Below are 17,091 nucleotides of genomic sequence, written 5' to 3'. Positions count from 1 at the left end.
GCCTCTGACGCTGTAGGAGCGAGCTTGCTCGCGATGAACGTCAGGGCACCGCGGGCTGTCAGGCTTCCCGCGTTATCGTTGACGTTTTTCGTCGGAACGCCGCCCGGAGCGAGCTCGCTCCTACAGTGTCGATCTCATCCATTAGATAGTAGAGAACCAAGCCTGTGGCCCACCCTGCCCAACGCCGCTGGTACCCAGTCGTCTTCGCCATCGCTGCGCTGGTCCTGTTGCCCCTGAGTGTCCTGCTGCTTTCCTGGCAAACTATTGACGTTCAGATCTGGTCCCACCTGTGGGAAACGCAGATGCCGCGCCTGCTGGGCAACACGCTGACGCTGGTACTCGGTGTCGGTGCGGGTGTCACCTTGCTGGGCGTCAGCCTCGCCTGGCTGACCAGCCTCTGTGAATTCCCCGGCAGGCGCTGGCTGGATTGGGCGTTGATGCTGCCCTTTGCGATTCCAGCCTATGTGCTCGCGTTCGTGTTTGTCGGCCTGCTGGATTTCGCCGGCCCTGTGCAAACCCTGCTGCGAGAGTGGTTCGGCAGTGGTCTGCGGCTGCCACGCGTGCGCTCCACGGGCGGTGTGATTGTGGTGCTGGTGCTGGTTTTCTATCCCTATGTATATCTGCTGGCCCGCACGGCTTTCCTCGCCCAGGGCAAAGGCCTGATGGAAGCCGCGCGGGTCCTTGGCCAATCGCCCTGGCAGGCGTTCTGGCGGGTGGCATTGCCCATGGCGCGGCCGGCCATCGGTGCGGGCGTGGCCTTGGCGCTGATGGAAACCCTGGCGGATTTCGGCGCAGTGTCGGTGTTTAACTTCGATACCTTCACCACGGCCATCTACAAGACCTGGTACGGTTTTTTCAGCCTGTCTTCCGCCGCGCAACTGGCCAGCCTGTTGCTGCTGGTGGTGATGCTCGTGCTGTACGGCGAACGGCGCGCTCGCGGGGCCAACCGGGCGAGCAACGAGCGACCACGGGTCAAGGCGCTGTATCACCTGCGAGGCTTCAAGGCACTGGTGGCCACGACGTGGTGCTGCCTGGTGTTTGCCTGCGCTTTCGTGATCCCGATGCTGCAATTGGCGGTGTGGTTCTGGCAGCGTGGGCGCTTCGATCTCGACGAGCGCTACGCCGGGTTGATCGTCCACACCTTGTACCTGGGGGCAATGGCGGCGTTGATCACTGTCAGCGTCGCCCTGTTACTGGCGTTTGCCCGACGACTGGCGCCCACCCGGGTCATTCGTTCCGGAGTCGGTCTGGCCAACCTGGGTTATGCCTTGCCGGGTTCGGTGCTGGCGGTGTCGATCATGCTGGCGTTCAGTTACCTGGATCGCGAGCTGGTGATCCCGCTCTCGAGCTGGCTGGGTGGCGCGGGCAAACCGCTGCTGCTGGGCAGTCTGTCAGCGTTGTTGCTGGCCTATCTGGTGCGCTTCATTGCGGTGGCCTACGGGCCACTGGAAAGCAGCCTGGCGCGTATACGGCCATCTTTGCCCGAAGCGGCACGTAGCCTTGGCGTCAGTGGGCCACGACTGTTTTTCAAAGTGTATCTACCATTGTTGTTGCCCGGCACCTTGAGCGCCGGGCTGCTGGTGTTCGTCGACGTGCTCAAGGAAATGCCCGCGACCCTGCTGATGCGCCCGTTTGGCTGGGACACGCTGGCGGTACGGATCTTTGAAATGACCAGCGAAGGAGAATGGGCGAGGGCCTCTTTGCCAGCGTTGACATTGGTGCTGGTCGGGCTGTTGCCGGTCATCGGGTTGATCCGGCGCTCGGCACATCGAAACAGCTAGGTGCCAGTCCTACACCTTGCGGCTACAATGCGCGGCATTCGGTGCGGTCCGTCTGACAGACCAGGTAGCTGAAATCGGCTAAAGGCCCTTTGTTTAAAGGCATTCAGTCCGTGCAGCACTTGCCCGCACCTTCGCCACGCCCGGAAGGAGAAACCCATGGGACAGCGTACGCCTCTGTATGACCTTCATCTCGCACTCGGTGCGAAGATGGTCGATTTTGGCGGTTGGGACATGCCTCTGCATTATGGATCGCAGGTCGAGGAACACCATCAGGTGCGCCGCGATTGCGGTGTCTTCGATGTATCCCACATGACCGTAATCGACGTCGGTGGCGCCCAGGCCAAAGCCTGGCTCCGGCATTTGCTGGCCAATGACGTCGAACGCCTGCATAGCCCCGGCCGTGCGTTGTACAGCACCATGCTCAACGAGCAGGGTGGCATCGTCGACGACATGATCGTCTATCGACTCGACGAGGGTTATCGCCTGGTGGTCAATGCTTCCACCCGCGATCAGGACCTGGCCTGGATGCAGGCGCATCTCGACGGTTTCGACGTGCAACTTGGCGAGCGTTCCGAATTGGCGATGCTGGCCATTCAGGGCCCCCACGCCCGGCAAAAAATTGCCGAGCTGGTCAATCAGTCCCGGGGTAACCTGATTCAGCTGCTCAAACCCTTCGAAGGGCAGCCCGACGGTGACTGGTTCATCGCACGCACCGGTTATACCGGCGAAGACGGCCTGGAAATCATTCTGCCGGCCGATCAGGCACCAGGCTTTTTCAACGATCTGGTTGGCGCCGGGATTTCCCCCATCGGCCTTGGTGCGCGGGATACCTTGCGGGTTGAAGCCGGCATGAACCTTTACGGTCAGGACATCCAGCAGGATATTTCACCGTTGGCCTCCAATATGGCCTGGAGCATTGCCTGGGAACCTGCCACCCGGCAGTTCATCGGGCGCAAGGCGCTGGAGGCCGAGCAGGCTGCCGGCGTACAGCAAAAACTGGTCGGTCTGGTCCTTGAAGAGCGCGGCGTCTTGCGCGCTCATCAGGTGGTCCGCATCGCCGATGTTGGCGAAGGGGAGATCACCAGTGGTAGTTTCTCTCCTACGCTTAGCAAGTCGATTGCACTGGCGCGCGTGCCGATGGCAACTGCCGACCGCGCTGAAGTGGAAATCCGTGGCAAGTGGTACCCGGTCCGGGTGGTCAAACCGACCTTCGTCCGTCACGGCAAAACGTTGATCTAATCTAATCCGGCGGGCACGACCGCTGACCTATTTCCTGAGGACACAGAACATGAGCAATATCCCCGCCGACCTGCGTTTTGCCGAAAGTCACGAATGGGCACGTCTGGAAGCCGATGGCACCGTCACCGTGGGCATCAGCGATCACGCGCAGGAAGCGCTGGGTGATGTGGTGTTCGTCGAGCTGACTGAAGTCGGCAACGTGTTTGCCGCTGAAGATCAGGCCGGTGTCGTTGAATCGGTCAAGGCCGCTTCCGACATCTACTCCCCGATTGCCGGTGAAGTGATCGCGGTCAACGAAGACCTGAGCGCTTCGCCGGAACTGCTCAACAGCGACCCGTACGGCGCGTGGATCTTCAAGCTCAAGCCAAGCGACAAGTCCGAGCTGGACAAGCTGCTGGATGCCGCCGGCTACAAGGCTGCCATCGGCGAATAACGCTCGCCTTGTGAAGCCCCATGTGGGAGCGAGCCTGCTCGCGAAAGCGTTGTGTCAGCAAACATTCATGCCAACTGACACTGCCGATTCGCGAGCAGGCTCGCTCCCACGGGTTTATTGGGCTAGAACGGCCTTCACGGCCGCCACCGAACGCTCGACGTCCGCCTTGCTCATCGCCGTGAACATCGGCAGCGAGACAATCAGACGGCCGACCCGCTCGGCGACCGGGAACATGCCTTCCTTGAATCCGCGCTCGCGGTAAAGGCTCAACAGGTGAATCGGCGGGTAGTGATAGCCGATCCCGACACCCAATGCCTGCATCTGCTCCATGAACGTCGCCCGCGCCGGTTTGCCATCCGTGCGCTCCGGTAGTACCAGCTGGAACAAATGCCAGTTGCTGTGGGTGAAATCAGCTGGAGGCAGTTGCGCTCCGTACTGCGCTTCGAAATCCTCGCCAAAGCAGGCGAAATAGTGTCGGGCCAGGTCACGGCGATGCGCGGTGATCGCTTCGATATGCGCAAATTGCCCCAGGCCAATGGCGGCGGCGACGTCGGTCATGTTGAACTTGCCACCCAGCACATCGACGTCCAGGCCATCGAAGCCATTGCGGGTAACACCCTGCAGCCGGTATTTCTCTGCCAGTCGTACTTCTTCGGCCGTATTCAGCACCAGGCAACCGCCCTCGGAAGAGGTGATGTTTTTGTTCGCCTGGAAACTGAAGGACACGAAATCACCGGTCGAGCCAATGCGCTGGCCGTTCCAGCTGGAACCCAGTGCCTGGGCCGCATCTTCGACGATCCGCAGGCCGTGCTTTTTCGCCAGGGCGTACAACCGCGTCATGTCCACGGGCAACCCGGCGAGATATACCGGGATGATGGCCTTGGTGCGGGGAGTGATCGCCGCTTCCAGTTGATCCAGATCGATGTTGCGGGTCACCGGGTCGATGTCGGCAAACACCGGGGTGGCGCCGACTTCCAGGATGACGTTGGCGGTGGCGACCCACGAAATCGGCGTGGTGATCACTTCGTCGCCCGGCCCGACCCCGGCAATCCGCAAGGCGATTTCCATGGTGCAGGTGCCGGAGTTGAAGGTGCGCACCGGGCGCCCGCCGAAATACTCCGAGAGTTGCGCTTCGAAGGCCTGGACCTTCGGGCCGCTGGTGATCCAGCCCGAGCGCAATACGTCGCCGACAGCGGCAATCGTGGTTTCATCGATGGTGGGTTTGGAAAACGGCAGGAACGGCAGTTGGCTCATGGATACAGATCACCCGATCAGCGGACATTAGGTTGACGCCGCACATGATGATCCGGATTGGATCGCCGCGCTACGTCATCCACGCGGATATCGACTGCTATGCTGGTTTGACCGTGCTGCATCGACGCTGAGCGCCAGTCAAGAGAGAGCCCGTCATGTCCCAGTTGCCGTCCCTGAGCCAGTTACACGACCCCAATGCCTTTCTGCGCCGTCACCTCGGACCCGATGCCGTCGAGCAACAGGCGATGCTCGACAGCCTCGGCCTGGGCAGCCGGGTCGAATTGATCGAGCAAACCGTGCCGCCGGGCATCCGCCTCAACCGGGCGCTGGACCTGCCCCCGGCACTCGATGAAGAAGCCGCGCTGGCCAAACTTCGCGGTTATGCCGAGCAGAACCAGGTCTGGACCAGCCTGATCGGCATGGGCTACCACGGCACCCTGACACCGGCCGTCATTTTGCGTAACGTGCTGGAAAATCCCGGCTGGTACACCGCGTACACACCCTATCAACCGGAGATCGCCCAAGGGCGGCTCGAAGCGCTGCTGAACTTCCAGCAACTGACCATCGACCTGACCGGCCTTGAGCTGGCCAACGCCTCGCTGCTCGATGAGGCCACTGCCGCGGCGGAAGCCATGGCCCTGGCCAAGCGGGTCGCCAAGTCCAAAAGCAACCTGTTCTTCGTCGACGAAAACTGCCACCCGCAAACCATTTCCGTGGTGCAGACCCGCGCTGAAGGTTTCGGTTTCGAACTGATCGTCGACACTGTGGATAACTTGAAGCAGCACCAGGTGTTCGGCGCGCTGTTGCAATACCCGGATACCCACGGCGAGATCCACGACCTGCGGCCGCTGATTGATTACCTGCACGCGCAACAGGCCCTGGCCTGTGTCGCCACGGATTTGCTGAGCCTGTTGTTGCTGACCCCGCCGGGTGAACTGGGCGCCGATGTGGTGTTCGGCTCGTCCCAGCGATTTGGCGTACCCATGGGCTACGGCGGGCCCCATGCGGCATTTTTTGCCAGCCGCGATGAATACAAGCGAGCGATTCCCGGGCGGATCATCGGTGTTTCGAAGGATGCGCGGGGCAACACGGCCCTGCGCATGGCCCTGCAAACCCGCGAACAACACATCCGCCGGGAGAAGGCCAACTCCAATATCTGCACGGCCCAGGTGCTGCTGGCCAATATCGCCAGTTTTTATGCGGTCTACCACGGCCCGGAAGGGCTCAAGCGAATCGCCCAGCGGGTTCATCGGCTCACCTGCATCCTTGCCGCCGGGCTTGAGCGCAACGGCATTACCCGGGTCAACCGGCATTTCTTCGACACCCTGACGCTGGAGGTCGGCGGAACCCAGACCGCCATCATCGAAAGTGCCCGGGCCGCGCAGATCAACCTGCGCATTCTCGGGCGCGGTCAACTGGGCTTGAGCCTCGACGAGTCTTGCGACGAAGGCACCGTGGCGAAGCTGTTCGACGTATTTCTGGGGGCCGATCACGGGCTCAGCATCGAGGACCTGGATGCCGAAGCCTTGCCTGGCGGAATTCCCGAAGGATTGGCGCGAACTTCGCCTTATCTGCGCCACCCCGTGTTCAGCGCCCATCACAGCGAAACCGAGATGCTGCGTTACCTCAAGCAACTGGAAAACAAGGACCTGGCGCTCAATCAATCGATGATCCCGCTGGGCTCCTGCACCATGAAGCTGAACGCCACCAGCGAGATGATCCCGATCACCTGGCCGCAGTTCGCCAACCTGCATCCGTTCGTGCCGAAAGAGCAGGCTGCCGGGTATGGGTTGATGATCGAAGAACTGGAGCGCTGGCTGTGCGCGATCACCGGTTTCGATGCAATCTGCATGCAGCCCAACTCCGGCGCGCAAGGCGAATACGCCGGGCTGCTGGCGATCCGCAAATACCATGAGAGTCGGCACCAGGGCGGCCGTGATATCTGCCTGATTCCTTCGTCGGCGCACGGCACCAATCCCGCGTCGGCGCAAATGGCCGGGATGCGCGTGGTGATCGTCGAGTGTGACGAGGCGGGCAACGTCGACCTCGATGACCTCAAGGAAAAAGCCGCGCAGGCCGCAGACAAACTCGCCTGCCTGATGGCGACCTATCCTTCGACCCACGGCGTGTATGAGGAAGGCATCAGCGAAATCTGTGAAGTGATCCACCAGCACGGTGGTCAGGTGTACATGGACGGTGCCAACCTCAACGCCCAGGTCGGGCTGGCGCGGCCGGCCGATATTGGCGCCGATGTCTCGCACATGAACTTGCACAAGACCTTCTGCATTCCCCATGGTGGCGGTGGGCCGGGCATGGGGCCAATTGGCGTTCGGGCGCATCTGGCACCGTTCGTGGCCAACCATCCGGTGGTACCGATCGAAGGGCCGCACCCGCAGAATGGTGCCGTCAGCGCAGCACCCTGGGGGAGTGCAAGCATTCTGCCGATCAGCTGGATGTACATCGCCATGATGGGGCCGCAACTGGCGGACGCCAGCGAGGTGGCGATCCTCGCTGCGAATTATCTGGCGCGGCATTTGTCGGGCGCGTTCCCGGTGCTCTATACCGGGCGCAACGAACGAGTGGCTCACGAATGCATCCTCGACCTGCGACCGCTCAAGGCATTGACCGGTATTACCGAGGAGGACGTCGCCAAGCGCCTGATGGATTACGGCTTCCATGCCCCGACCATGTCATTTCCGGTGCCAGGGACGCTGATGGTCGAACCGACCGAAAGTGAATCGAAGGCGGAGCTGGACCGGTTTATCGGAGCAATGCTGAGCATCCGCGCGGAAATCAACGAGGTGCAGAATGGCAACTGGCCGGCGGAAGAAAACCCGTTGAAAGGTGCGCCACACACGCTGGCCGATATCACTGGAGTATGGGAGCGGCCATACAGCATCGAGCAAGCGGTCACGCCGGACGCGCACACCAAGGCTCATAAATACTGGCCGGTGGTGAACCGGGTGGACAACGTGTATGGGGACCGGAACCTGTTTTGTGCGTGTGTGCCGGTGGATGATTACCGCTGACCTCCCAGGCAACACATAACCCCTTGTAGGAGCGAGCTCGCTCGCGATGGACTCAAGAGCGCTGCGTTTAGTCAGTAAACACGCGGCATCGTTAACGACCATCGCGAGCGAGCTCGCTCCTACAGGGGGGGCAGTGAGCATGGGATTTGTGTTCGCAGGGCAAAAAAAATGCCGCTCATGTGAGCGGCATTTTTATGCGGGTATTACTTATTCCGAAACCACGGCATTCTTCGCCAGGATCGCGTTCGCCAGTTCCATGTCCGTGGCTTGCAGGCCCGGGTTGTCGGCGCGGACTTTCTGTATGGCCGCTTCCAGGTACGGGCCGCGGATACCACCGTCGCTGGCGACGAAGCTGCTGGCGTCGTCCTGTGCCGCGACGACCAGCTTCTGATCCCTGGACGTCAGATAACTCGAACCGGTGGTTGCGCCGGATGTAAGAACGTTACGCCAAAAAGTATCAGCCATCGCCGAACCGACAGGCAGGGACAACAGGGCGACGGTAGCGACAGCAAGCTTGAAACGCATGAAAGGGTGACTCCACTGGGTTAACTACGCCCTTGGATTGCCAACCCCCAATCGAGTTCCATGGTCGCCTATTCTGCCGCTTCGACCAGCAGGATTGCGCCTTGCTGGCCAACCACCCGTACGCGGCCGCCAATGGCAGTGTCCGGCCCGCGGGCCATCCACACGCCGTCGGCCACCTTGATTTTGCCGCGACCGTCGACAATCGCTTCATGCACCACGAAGGTTTTGCCGATCAGCTCCTGGCCGCGCAGATTCAGGTGTGGCTGATCGCTCGGGCGCGTCGCCGTGGGCTGACGCCGCCACCAGTACAGCGCGGTGGCGATCGACAGCAGGCCGAACAACAGGAACTGCCATTCCCAGGACAGGCCCGGCAAAAGAAAGGTCAGGACGCCGACGGCTGCCGCCGCCATGCCGATCCACAACAGGTAGCCGCCGGCGCCGAACACTTCAAGAATCAACAGCACCGTGCCCAGCGCCAACCAGTCCCAGAACGAAAGATGTTGAAAAAAAACCCACATGGCGCGCCTCAGCCTTTCTTGCTATCGAACGTGGCCTTGACGATTTCACCAATGCCACCCACAGCACCGATCATCGAACTGGCCTCCAGCGGCATCAGGATGACTTTGCTGTTGTTGGCCGAAGACAACTTGCCCAGCGCATCGATGTACTTCTGCGCCACGAAGTAATTGACCGCTTGCACGTTGCCGCTGGCGATGGCCTCGGACACCACTTTGGTGGCCTGGGCTTCTGCCTCGGCTTGTCGTTCGCGGGCTTCGGCCTCCAGGAAGGCGGCTTGCCGGCTGCCTTCGGCTTCGAGGATCTGTGCCTGCTTCTTGCCTTCGGCGGTCAGGATCGCTGCAGCACGCAGGCCTTCGGCTTCCAGAATCTGCGCACGCTTGATCCGCTCGGCTTTCATCTGCCCCGACATTGCCGCCATCAGGTCGGCGGGCGGGCTGATGTCCTTGATTTCGATCCGGGTGATCTTGATGCCCCACGGCGCGGTCGCTTCATCGACGGTGCGCAGCAGTTTTTCATTGATGGCGTCACGCTGGCTGAGCATGGCGTCGAGTTCCATCGAGCCGAGCACGGTACGGATATTGGTTTGCAGCAGGTTGCGGATGGCGTGTTCGAGGTTGTTGACCTCGTAGGCGGCCTGGGCCGAGTTGACCACCTGGAAGAAACACACGGCGTCGATCTGCACTGTGGCGTTGTCGGCAGTGATGACTTCCTGCGGCGGAATATCCAGCACACTTTCCATCACGTTCATCTTGCGACCGATGCGGTCCATGACCGGAACGATGACGTTCAGCCCAGGCTTGAGCGTGTTGGTGTAGCGCCCGAAGCGCTCGACAGTCCATTCAAAGCCCTGGGGTACGACCTTGAAGCCCATGAGCAGAATCGCGACCACCAGGCCGATAAAAAGCAAAAGCACACTACCGATCTGCATAACGATTCCTTGTTGATGTGTGGATCTGTGAAGTTGCACTCGCTGGAGTGTAGCGGGGCCCTGCCGGATAAGAACAGCCGGGTTCAGTTCTGCTCGCTTTGGGGTGTCACACGCAGAACCTCCTCGAGGGTCGTCAACCCGGCGGCGACTTTTTGCGCCCCTGACAGCCGCAGGCTGCGCATGCCTTCCTTGAATGCCTGCCGGCGCACGGCCAGCAGATCGGTATCGGGACTTATCAACGCCTTGATGCCATCGCTCAATTGCATGATTTCGTAGACCCCGGCGCGACCGTGATAACCGGTGTCGCGACATTCCAGGCAGCCGACGGCACGCTGGGCATTGCCCGGCAATGGTGCCTGCCAGGGACGGGTCAGGGATTGCCAGTCGTCTTCGCCCAATGCCAGCGGCGCCTTGCAGTGCGGGCACAGGGTTCGCACCAGCCGCTGGGCCATCACGCCAAGCAGCGTGGCCTTGATCAGGTAATGCGGTACGCCGAGTTCCAGCAGGCGACTGATGGCACCGGGTGCATCGTTGGTGTGCAAGGTCGACAGCACCAGGTGCCCGGTGAGCGCAGCCTGGATCGCCATCTCCGCGGTTTCGAGGTCGCGGATCTCGCCGATCATGATGATGTCCGGGTCTTGTCGCATCAGCGCGCGCACGCCGGCGGCGAAGGTCAGGTCGATATTGTGCTGGACCTGCATCTGGTTGAACGCCGGTTCGACCATTTCAATCGGGTCTTCGATGGTGCAGAGGTTGACCTGCGGCGTCGCCAGTTTTTTCAGGGTGGTGTAGAGGGTCGTGGTCTTGCCCGACCCCGTCGGCCCTGTGACGAGGATGATGCCGTGAGGCTGGCGGGTCATGTCCTGCCAGCGGCGCAGGTCGTCGACGGAAAACCCGAGCTGATCGAAGTCCTTGAGCAGGACTTCCGGGTCGAAGATCCGCATGACCATTTTTTCGCCGAAGGCCGTGGGCAGCGTCGACAAACGCAGCTCGACTTCGCCGCCGTCCGGGGTCTTGGTCTTCACCCGGCCGTCCTGGGGTTTGCGTTTCTCCGCGACGTTCATGCGCCCCAGGGTTTTCAGGCGACTGACGATGGCCATGGTGACCTGGGGCGGGAATTGATAGACGTTGTGCAGCACGCCGTCGATGCGAAAGCGCACCGTGCCTTGCTCGCGCCGGGGTTCGATGTGGATGTCGCTGGCGCGTTGCTGGAACGCGTACTGGAACAGCCAGTCGACGATATTGACGATGTGTGCGTCGTTGGCGTCCGGCTCCTGGTCGCTGGCGCCGAGGTTGAGCAGCTGTTCGAAATTGCCCAGGGTGCTGACTTGCGGGTCGGCGCTGTTCGCCCCGGTGACCGATTTGGCCAGGCGGAAGAATTCGACACTGTAGCGCTGGATCTCCGCAGGGTTGGCCACCACGCGCTTGATCGGCAATTTGAGCACGTGGGTCAGGTCCGCCTCCCAGCCGCTGACATAGGGCTGGGCGCTGGCCACGGTTACCGCATCGCGGTCGATCGCTACCGCGAGGATCTTGTGGCGCTGGGCGAAGGCATAGGACATCAGCGGGGTCACGGCGGCGACGTTGATTTTCAACGGATCGATGCGCAGGTATGGCTGGCCGGCCTGCCGGGACAGCCACAGGGTCAGGCTTTCGAGGTCCAGCGGTTTGCCGGGACGGCTGAGGTCGTCCAGCTGTTGGCTGGCGATGAATTCCAGTGGATGCATCTGGCCATGGGTGGCATTGCGCCGACGGGCATTGAGCGCGTGTTCGGCCGAATCCTGGCTGATAAAGCCCTGGGCGACCAACTCTCGCAGCACATCATTGAGATCCAGCCAGCGGTCCTGAAAGGCGAGTTGTACGGACATGCGGGCTCCTTTTGAACGAAAGTCCGCAAAGGATAGCCGCGGCCCGACTGACCGCTGGGCCACTACCCGCCGAAGCCGTTTCGGCGTTTTTCAGCCTGCCGCTTGAACCGCTTCGGCCCATGCAGGATCGGCTTCCTGCAGCTCCACCGAGCAGACGCTGATCAGGTTACGAAGTTTTTCCGCAATCACTTGCGCACGGTGCCAGCTCAATCCGTCGATGATGATATCGATGGCCAGCCAGTCGTCCTGGCGCTGCACGTTGACCTGCTCCGGCGTGAGCAATTGCAAGGCGAACAGGTTGAGGGCGCGACACAGCAGGTCCGGCTCTGCCTCGGCCTGCATTTGATAGCGAACACGGCAATGGGCGTTGCCGGCGTTCCAGACATCGGCACGGGCAGGCGGGGTGTTCACGGCTTCGAGATACGGCATGGTCAGGCTCCAGAATTACTGGAGAAATGTTTACATCCTGTGTCGGGTATTTCTTCTCTATGATTGGCAATATTGCAGGAATATAGAATCAATCAATTCGAAAAATAATCAATTAAGGGTTTTTTTATGCAAAGCGAGCTGGATGGCTATGACCGCAAGATCCTCGCCTTGCTGCAAGAGGATGCTTCGCTTTCCAGCGCGCAGATCGCCGAGCAGGTGGGGCTCTCGCAATCGCCGTGCTGGCGGCGGATTCAGCGGATGAAAGAGGAGGGCATCATTCGCGGTCAGGTGACCTTGCTCGACCGCAAGAAAATCGGCCTGAACACGCAGATCTTCGCCGAGGTGAAACTCAATGCCCACGGGCGTTCGAACTTCACCGAATTCACCGAGGCGATTCGCGGCTTTCCGGAGGTGCTGGAGTGTTACGTGCTGATGGGGGCGGTGGATTTCCTGCTGCGGATTGTCACGGCGGACATCGAAGCCTATGAGCGCTTTTTCTTTGAGAAGCTGTCGATGGTGCCGGGGATCCAGGAGGTCAATTCGATCGTGGCGTTGTCGGAGATCAAGTCGACCACCAGTTTGCCAGTGTTGCGCTGATGATGCTTGAGGGACTTTGTGGCGAGGGGGCTTGTCGGAACGCCGCATCGCCCCGTTGGGTTGCGCAGCGACCCCAAAAAATGGGCCTGCTGCGCAGTCCAACGGGGGCAAGCCCCCTCGCCACAAGGTATTACAGACGCAGCAGCATTTTCCAGGCGCGGTTCTGATACACCGCAATCGCCTGCTGCTTGCGCGCATCCAGGACTTCGTCGGTGATCGACTCGTTGGCCAGTTGTGCCAGCTTGTTCAGCTCACCGTACAAGCGATCCATTTCCGGGATCTCCAGCACGCTACGGGCATGGTGCAGCCAGACCTGGATGCGTTCGATGCGCGGCAGTTGCTCGGCCAGGTCTTCCGGTTGTTGCTGGTAGCGCTGCAATTGCAGCGAGTTGGCTTCTTCGCCCAGCAGGCGCGGCAACCAGCTGCCCAATTGCGCAGCGCCCTGGCGATTGCCACGGGTGTTGCGGTCGGCAGCCCAGGTACGGGCCAGCAACCAGCGCGAGGTGGTCAGGGAGAACAGGCCCCAGCGCGGGTCTTCGAGTTCTTCGAGGAACTGCTCGGGTGCGGCCTTGCGCACGTCTTCATCGTCCAGGCCGGCCTGGACCAGCGGGCGCCAGTCCTCCAGCAAGGCATCGAGGGCGATACGCAGGTCGTGGGTCGACTGACGTGGAGCGGCCTGGCCCAGGCTGCTGATCAGCGCGCGCATTTCCGCGAGGTTTTCGACCCAGTCCTGCAGCAGGCGCCAGTGACCGTTGAAGCGATACTGCTCGGCCAGACGCTGGCTGCTGCCCAGCAAATGCCAGCTCAGCGCGGCGAATGCGTCGTCCAGCGGCGTTTCGGCGGTGATCTGCGGCGCGGGCAGGCTCAACGAATAACTGTGGGCGTCGTACAGGCGATAACCGCGCTCGGCCTTGCTGATGTCGCACGGCATCAGGGCCAGCTTCTCGGCGAGCTCGGCGGCCAGTTCCAGCAACGCGGCCGGCTCGCCTTCGCGCAGTTCCAGTTCCAGCTCGCAGATTTCTTCTTTCTGTTTGCCGACCACGACGTGACCCAGGTCCAGCGCGGCTTCGATGACCACTTTGGTCTTGCCGCGGCCCCAGGCGATTTCCGCGCGTTCGCGGACGAAGTCGGTGGTGAAGATCGGCTTCAGGGTTTTCTTGTCCAGTTCGGCCAGTTCCTCGGGCCAGCATTCGCCGTCGAGTTTCTTCAGGTCGAGCTTGGCCTTGGGCAGGTTCCAGTCGTACTCGTTACGTACCGACAGGCCGGCGACGCTCTGGCCGCGGGTCTTGAGGGTCTGGATCACTTCGTCGCCATCCTTGCGCAGGCGCAGGGCGACCTTGGCCTGGGCCAGGTCGCGCTCGGGCGTGTCGAAGTACTGGTTCATCAACTCACGGCGTTCCCAGCCACTTTTGTTGCGTTTTTTCAGTAACGGGTGCTCGCGCAGGGCGGCGAGGGTTTCGCGGCTGACGCGGAGTTTGATTTCGGTTTCTTTCTGCATGGCCGGAAAATCCAGGATCGGGAGCGCAGCCGGGGGGATGTGTGGCTGCCAAGGTCGTGCAGTGTACAGGACTCAAGGTTAGTACGCGCCGCGACGGTTTATTCCTGTCATCGGTTGGTTCTATGATGGATCTCAATTCGGGAGCCGGGAGTCAGCGATGCCATTGCCGTCGATGAAAGAACAATTCGCTGCGCTGATCGCCGCACCGTCCGTCAGTTGCACCCAGCCCAGTCTCGATCAGAGCAACCGCGCGGTCATCGATCTGCTGGCGACGTGGCTCGGTGAGCTGGGTTTCAGCTGCGAGATCCAGCAGGTCAACCCCGGCAAGTTCAACCTGCTGGCCAGTTTCGGTTCCGGCCCCGGCGGCCTGGTGCTGGCCGGGCACAGTGACACGGTGCCTTTCGATGGTGCGCTGTGGCAAACCGACCCGCTGAAGCTGACTGAAGTCGACGGTCGTTGGGTCGGCCTGGGCAGTTGCGACATGAAAGGCTTTTTCGCCCTGGCGATCGAGGCGGTCAAACCGCTGCTCGATCAATCGTTCAAACAGCCGTTGCTGATTCTCGCCACCTGCGATGAAGAAAGCTCGATGTCCGGCGCTCGCGCGCTGGCCGAAGCGGGGCGACCGCTGGGGCGGGCGGCGGTGATCGGCGAGCCGACCGGGCTCAAGCCGATCCGCATGCACAAAGGCATCATGATGGAGCGCATCGACATCCTCGGGCAGAGCGGTCATTCCTCCGACCCGCGCCTGGGCCACAGCGCCCTGGAAGCCATGCACGATGCCATCGGCGAACTGCGGGGCCTGCGCCTGTTATGGCAGCGCGAATTCCGCAATCCACAGTTTGGCGTGCCGATGCCCACGATGAATTTCGGCTGCATCCATGGCGGCGACAACCCCAACCGCATCTGCGGCCAGTGTTCACTGGAGTTCGATCTGCGGCCGCTGCCCGGCATGGACCCCAAGGTCCTGCGCGCCGAGATCCTGCAGAAGCTCAGGCCGGTTGCCGAGCGGCATCAGGTCAAGATCGATTACGCGCCGTTGTTCCCCGAAGTGCCGGCATTCGAGCAGGCCGAGGACGCAGAACTGGTGCGCCTTGCCGAAAAGCTCACCGGCCACAGCGCCGAAGCAGTGGCGTTTGGCACCGAAGCACCTTATCTTCAGCGCCTTGGCTGTGAAACGCTGGTGCTTGGCCCGGGAGATATCGCCTGCGCCCACCAGCCGGGGGAATACCTCGAAATGTCACGTTTGCAGCCTACGGTGCATCTATTAAGGCAACTGATCGAACACTATTGCCTGACACCCCTGTAGGAGCGAGCTCGCTCGCGATGGACGTTAACGATGACGAGTATTGCCTGAATGAACGCGGCGACCTCAAATTCATCGCGAGCAAGCTCGCTCCTACAAGGTTTCGCGGTTAAATTGCCGGTACCCAAACCCGTATTCATGAGGAGAGCGCGCGTGTCGCCAAGCCTGTTCCGACGATAACCATCAGCCCGCTGTGCGTTTTCTGTTTCGCCCTTTTTTCGGCTGCTATTTATTACAGGCCCAGGTTCATGCCCGAATACGTCAATTGGCTTCGTCACGCTTCGCCCTACATCAACGCCCACCGCGATTGCACCTTTGTCGTCATGCTGCCCGGCGACGGCGTTGAGCACCCCAACTTCGGCAATATCGTCCACGACCTGGTGCTGTTGCACAGCCTGGGTGTGCGCCTGGTGCTGGTTCACGGTTCCCGGCCGCAGATCGAAGCGCGCCTCGCCGCCCGTGGCCTGACCCCGCATTACCACCACGGCATGCGCATCACCGATGCCGCGACCCTGGAGTGCGTGATCGACGCGGTTGGCCAGTTGCGCATCGCCATCGAGGCTCGCCTGTCGATGGACATGGCGTCGTCGCCGATGCAGGGCTCGCGCCTGCGGGTGGCCAGCGGCAACCTGGTGACGGCACGGCCGATCGGCGTGCTTGAAGGCGTCGACTATCACCACACCGGCGAAGTGCGCCGTGTCGACCGCAAGGGTATCAACCGTCTGCTGGACGAACGCTCCATCGTGCTGCTGTCGCCGCTGGGCTATTCGCCGACCGGCGAGATTTTCAACCTTGCCTGCGAAGACGTCGCCACCCGTGCGGCCATCGACCTGGGCGCGGACAAGCTGTTGCTGTTCGGCGCCGACCTGGGTCTGATCGACGAACACGGGCGCCTGGTCCGCGAACTGCGTCCGCAGCAAGTGCCGGCGCATCTGCAACGGCTGGGCAGCAACTATCAGGCGGAATTGCTGGACGCCGCCGCCGAAGCCTGCCGTGGCGGTGTAGCCCGCAGCCATATCGTCAGTTACGCCGAAGACGGTGCGCTGCTGACTGAACTGTTCACCCGCGACGGTGGCGGTACGCTGGTGGCCCAGGAACAGTTCGAAGTGGTGCGAGAAGCTGCCATTGAGGATGTCGGTGGTTTGCTGGACTTGATCAGCCCGCTGGAAGAGCAGGGCATCCTGGTGCGCCGTTCCCGCGAGGTGCTGGAACGCGAGATCGAGCAGTTCAGTGTGGTTGAACGTGAAGGCATGATCATCGCCTGTGCGGCGCTGTACCAGATCGCCGACTCGGATGCGGGTGAGCTGGCGTGCCTGGCGGTGAATCCGGAGTACCGCCATGGTGGTCGCGGCGATGAACTGCTGGAGCGTATCGAAACCCGCGCACGGGCGCAGGGGTTGAAAACCTTGTTCGTCCTGACCACCCGCACCGCGCACTGGTTTCGCGAGCGTGGTTTCGAACCCAGCAGTGTCGACCGCCTGCCGTCGGCGCGGGCATCGCTGTACAACTATCAGCGTAATTCGAAGATCTTCGAAAAAGCCCTTTGATCAAGGTGCTGTCCTTGTAGGAGCAGCCGGTCGACGCTCGATTGCTCGCGAAAGTCGCGAACGATAACGCGTAAACCAGATGCCCCGTGGCGCTCTTGGGTTTTTCGCGAGCAAGCTGAACTGGCCTAATAATTCCGGACA

Annotated in this window: 14 protein-coding genes; 7 read left to right on the top strand and 7 right to left on the bottom strand. The window is 61.5% G+C overall.

The features are described 5' to 3' along the window. The first annotated feature begins 164 nt into the window (after nt 1-164). From ACLD1X_RS19845 to gcvH, 3 genes are all read left to right on the top strand, one after another. Complete coding sequence (locus tag ACLD1X_RS19845; protein WP_429370533.1) at nt 165-1,781, top strand: ABC transporter permease; 1,617 nt, start codon at nt 165-167, stop codon at nt 1,779-1,781. Between the two features lie 156 nt (nt 1,782-1,937). Then, on the top strand, nt 1,938-3,020 hold the full coding sequence (gene gcvT, locus ACLD1X_RS19840) for a glycine cleavage system aminomethyltransferase GcvT (protein ID WP_429370531.1): 1,083 nt from the start codon (nt 1,938-1,940) through the stop codon (nt 3,018-3,020). A 49-nt stretch (nt 3,021-3,069) separates the two neighbouring features. Then, a complete protein-coding gene (gene gcvH, locus ACLD1X_RS19835) occupies nt 3,070-3,453 on the top strand; it encodes a glycine cleavage system protein GcvH (protein ID WP_429370529.1) in 384 nt (127 codons plus the stop codon). A gap of 114 nt (nt 3,454-3,567) precedes the next feature. Here gcvH and ACLD1X_RS19830 read toward each other — a convergent pair whose 3' ends face one another. Then, the gene (locus ACLD1X_RS19830; protein ID WP_429370527.1) at nt 3,568-4,707 is read right to left on the bottom strand and encodes a DegT/DnrJ/EryC1/StrS family aminotransferase; all 1,140 of its coding nucleotides are present in this window, start codon (nt 4,705-4,707) and stop codon (nt 3,568-3,570) included. A gap of 155 nt (nt 4,708-4,862) precedes the next feature. Between ACLD1X_RS19830 and gcvP the strand changes: the two genes are divergently transcribed. Continuing rightward, nucleotides 4,863-7,736 carry an aminomethyl-transferring glycine dehydrogenase gene (gene gcvP / locus ACLD1X_RS19825; RefSeq protein ID WP_429370525.1) on the top strand — a complete coding sequence of 958 codons (2,874 nt, stop codon included), beginning with the start codon at nt 4,863-4,865 and terminating at the stop codon, nt 7,734-7,736. A gap of 207 nt (nt 7,737-7,943) precedes the next feature. Here the strand turns inward: gcvP and ACLD1X_RS19820 are convergent, their stop codons facing one another. The 5 genes from ACLD1X_RS19820 to ACLD1X_RS19800 form a co-directional block, all read right to left on the bottom strand. Then, complete coding sequence (locus ACLD1X_RS19820) at nt 7,944-8,261, bottom strand: DUF2388 domain-containing protein (RefSeq protein WP_429370523.1); 318 nt, start codon at nt 8,259-8,261, stop codon at nt 7,944-7,946. A gap of 68 nt (nt 8,262-8,329) precedes the next feature. After that, nucleotides 8,330-8,779: an NfeD family protein gene (locus tag ACLD1X_RS19815; RefSeq protein WP_429370521.1), complete on the bottom strand. Its 450-nt coding sequence runs from the start codon at nt 8,777-8,779 to the stop codon at nt 8,330-8,332. 8 nt (nt 8,780-8,787) lie between these two features. Continuing rightward, nucleotides 8,788-9,708, bottom strand: coding sequence for an SPFH domain-containing protein (locus tag ACLD1X_RS19810; protein ID WP_429370519.1), 921 nt, complete (start codon nt 9,706-9,708; stop codon nt 8,788-8,790). An 83-nt stretch (nt 9,709-9,791) separates the two neighbouring features. Continuing rightward, entirely contained in the window at nt 9,792-11,576 is a 1,785-nt protein-coding gene (locus tag ACLD1X_RS19805; protein ID WP_429370518.1) for a GspE/PulE family protein, read from the bottom strand. A 90-nt stretch (nt 11,577-11,666) separates the two neighbouring features. Further along, nucleotides 11,667-12,005, bottom strand: a complete 339-nt coding sequence (locus ACLD1X_RS19800) for a hypothetical protein (RefSeq protein WP_429370516.1) — start codon at nt 12,003-12,005, stop codon at nt 11,667-11,669. A 126-nt stretch (nt 12,006-12,131) separates the two neighbouring features. Here ACLD1X_RS19800 and ACLD1X_RS19795 point away from each other — a divergent pair, with 126 nt between their 5' ends. Beyond that, the gene (locus ACLD1X_RS19795) at nt 12,132-12,602 is read left to right on the top strand and encodes an Lrp/AsnC family transcriptional regulator (protein ID WP_413426525.1); all 471 of its coding nucleotides are present in this window, start codon (nt 12,132-12,134) and stop codon (nt 12,600-12,602) included. Between the two features lie 130 nt (nt 12,603-12,732). Here ACLD1X_RS19795 and ACLD1X_RS19790 read toward each other — a convergent pair whose 3' ends face one another. Next, nucleotides 12,733-14,100, bottom strand: coding sequence for an inorganic triphosphatase (locus ACLD1X_RS19790; protein ID WP_429370514.1), 1,368 nt, complete (start codon nt 14,098-14,100; stop codon nt 12,733-12,735). Between the two features lie 157 nt (nt 14,101-14,257). Between ACLD1X_RS19790 and argE the strand changes: the two genes are divergently transcribed. Both argE and argA read left to right on the top strand, forming a co-directional pair. Next, complete coding sequence (argE, locus tag ACLD1X_RS19785) at nt 14,258-15,406, top strand: acetylornithine deacetylase (RefSeq protein WP_429370512.1); 1,149 nt, start codon at nt 14,258-14,260, stop codon at nt 15,404-15,406. 245 nt (nt 15,407-15,651) lie between these two features. Beyond that, nucleotides 15,652-16,950 carry an amino-acid N-acetyltransferase gene (gene argA / locus ACLD1X_RS19780; RefSeq protein WP_007978929.1) on the top strand — a complete coding sequence of 433 codons (1,299 nt, stop codon included), beginning with the start codon at nt 15,652-15,654 and terminating at the stop codon, nt 16,948-16,950. The last annotated feature ends 141 nt before the right edge of the window (nt 16,951-17,091 follow it).

Origin of the sequence: Pseudomonas sp. 18173 (assembly GCF_050432945.1) — a bacterium.
GTDB lineage: Bacteria > Pseudomonadota > Gammaproteobacteria > Pseudomonadales > Pseudomonadaceae > Aquipseudomonas.
Note: the sequence above shows the minus strand (reverse complement) of the source record. Positions and strands in the feature narration are given on the sequence as shown.

Bases quoted from the DNA above. Each gene is read 5' to 3' on its own strand.
- gcvT (WP_429370531.1), top strand. From the start codon at position 1,938: ATGGGACAGCGTACGCCTCTGTATGACCTTCATCTCGCACTCGGTGCG.
- gcvH (WP_429370529.1), top strand. From the start codon at position 3,070: ATGAGCAATATCCCCGCCGACCTGCGTTTTGCCGAAAGTCACGAATGG.
- ACLD1X_RS19830 (WP_429370527.1), bottom strand. From the start codon at position 4,707: ATGAGCCAACTGCCGTTCCTGCCGTTTTCCAAACCCACCATCGATGAA.
- gcvP (WP_429370525.1), top strand. From the start codon at position 4,863: ATGTCCCAGTTGCCGTCCCTGAGCCAGTTACACGACCCCAATGCCTTT.
- ACLD1X_RS19820 (WP_429370523.1), bottom strand. From the start codon at position 8,261: ATGCGTTTCAAGCTTGCTGTCGCTACCGTCGCCCTGTTGTCCCTGCCT.
- ACLD1X_RS19815 (WP_429370521.1), bottom strand. From the start codon at position 8,779: ATGTGGGTTTTTTTTCAACATCTTTCGTTCTGGGACTGGTTGGCGCTG.
- ACLD1X_RS19810 (WP_429370519.1), bottom strand. From the start codon at position 9,708: ATGCAGATCGGTAGTGTGCTTTTGCTTTTTATCGGCCTGGTGGTCGCG.
- ACLD1X_RS19805 (WP_429370518.1), bottom strand. From the start codon at position 11,576: ATGTCCGTACAACTCGCCTTTCAGGACCGCTGGCTGGATCTCAATGAT.
- ACLD1X_RS19800 (WP_429370516.1), bottom strand. From the start codon at position 12,005: ATGCCGTATCTCGAAGCCGTGAACACCCCGCCTGCCCGTGCCGATGTC.
- ACLD1X_RS19795 (WP_413426525.1), top strand. From the start codon at position 12,132: ATGCAAAGCGAGCTGGATGGCTATGACCGCAAGATCCTCGCCTTGCTG.
- ACLD1X_RS19790 (WP_429370514.1), bottom strand. From the start codon at position 14,100: ATGCAGAAAGAAACCGAAATCAAACTCCGCGTCAGCCGCGAAACCCTC.
- argE (WP_429370512.1), top strand. From the start codon at position 14,258: ATGCCATTGCCGTCGATGAAAGAACAATTCGCTGCGCTGATCGCCGCA.
- argA (WP_007978929.1), top strand. From the start codon at position 15,652: ATGCCCGAATACGTCAATTGGCTTCGTCACGCTTCGCCCTACATCAAC.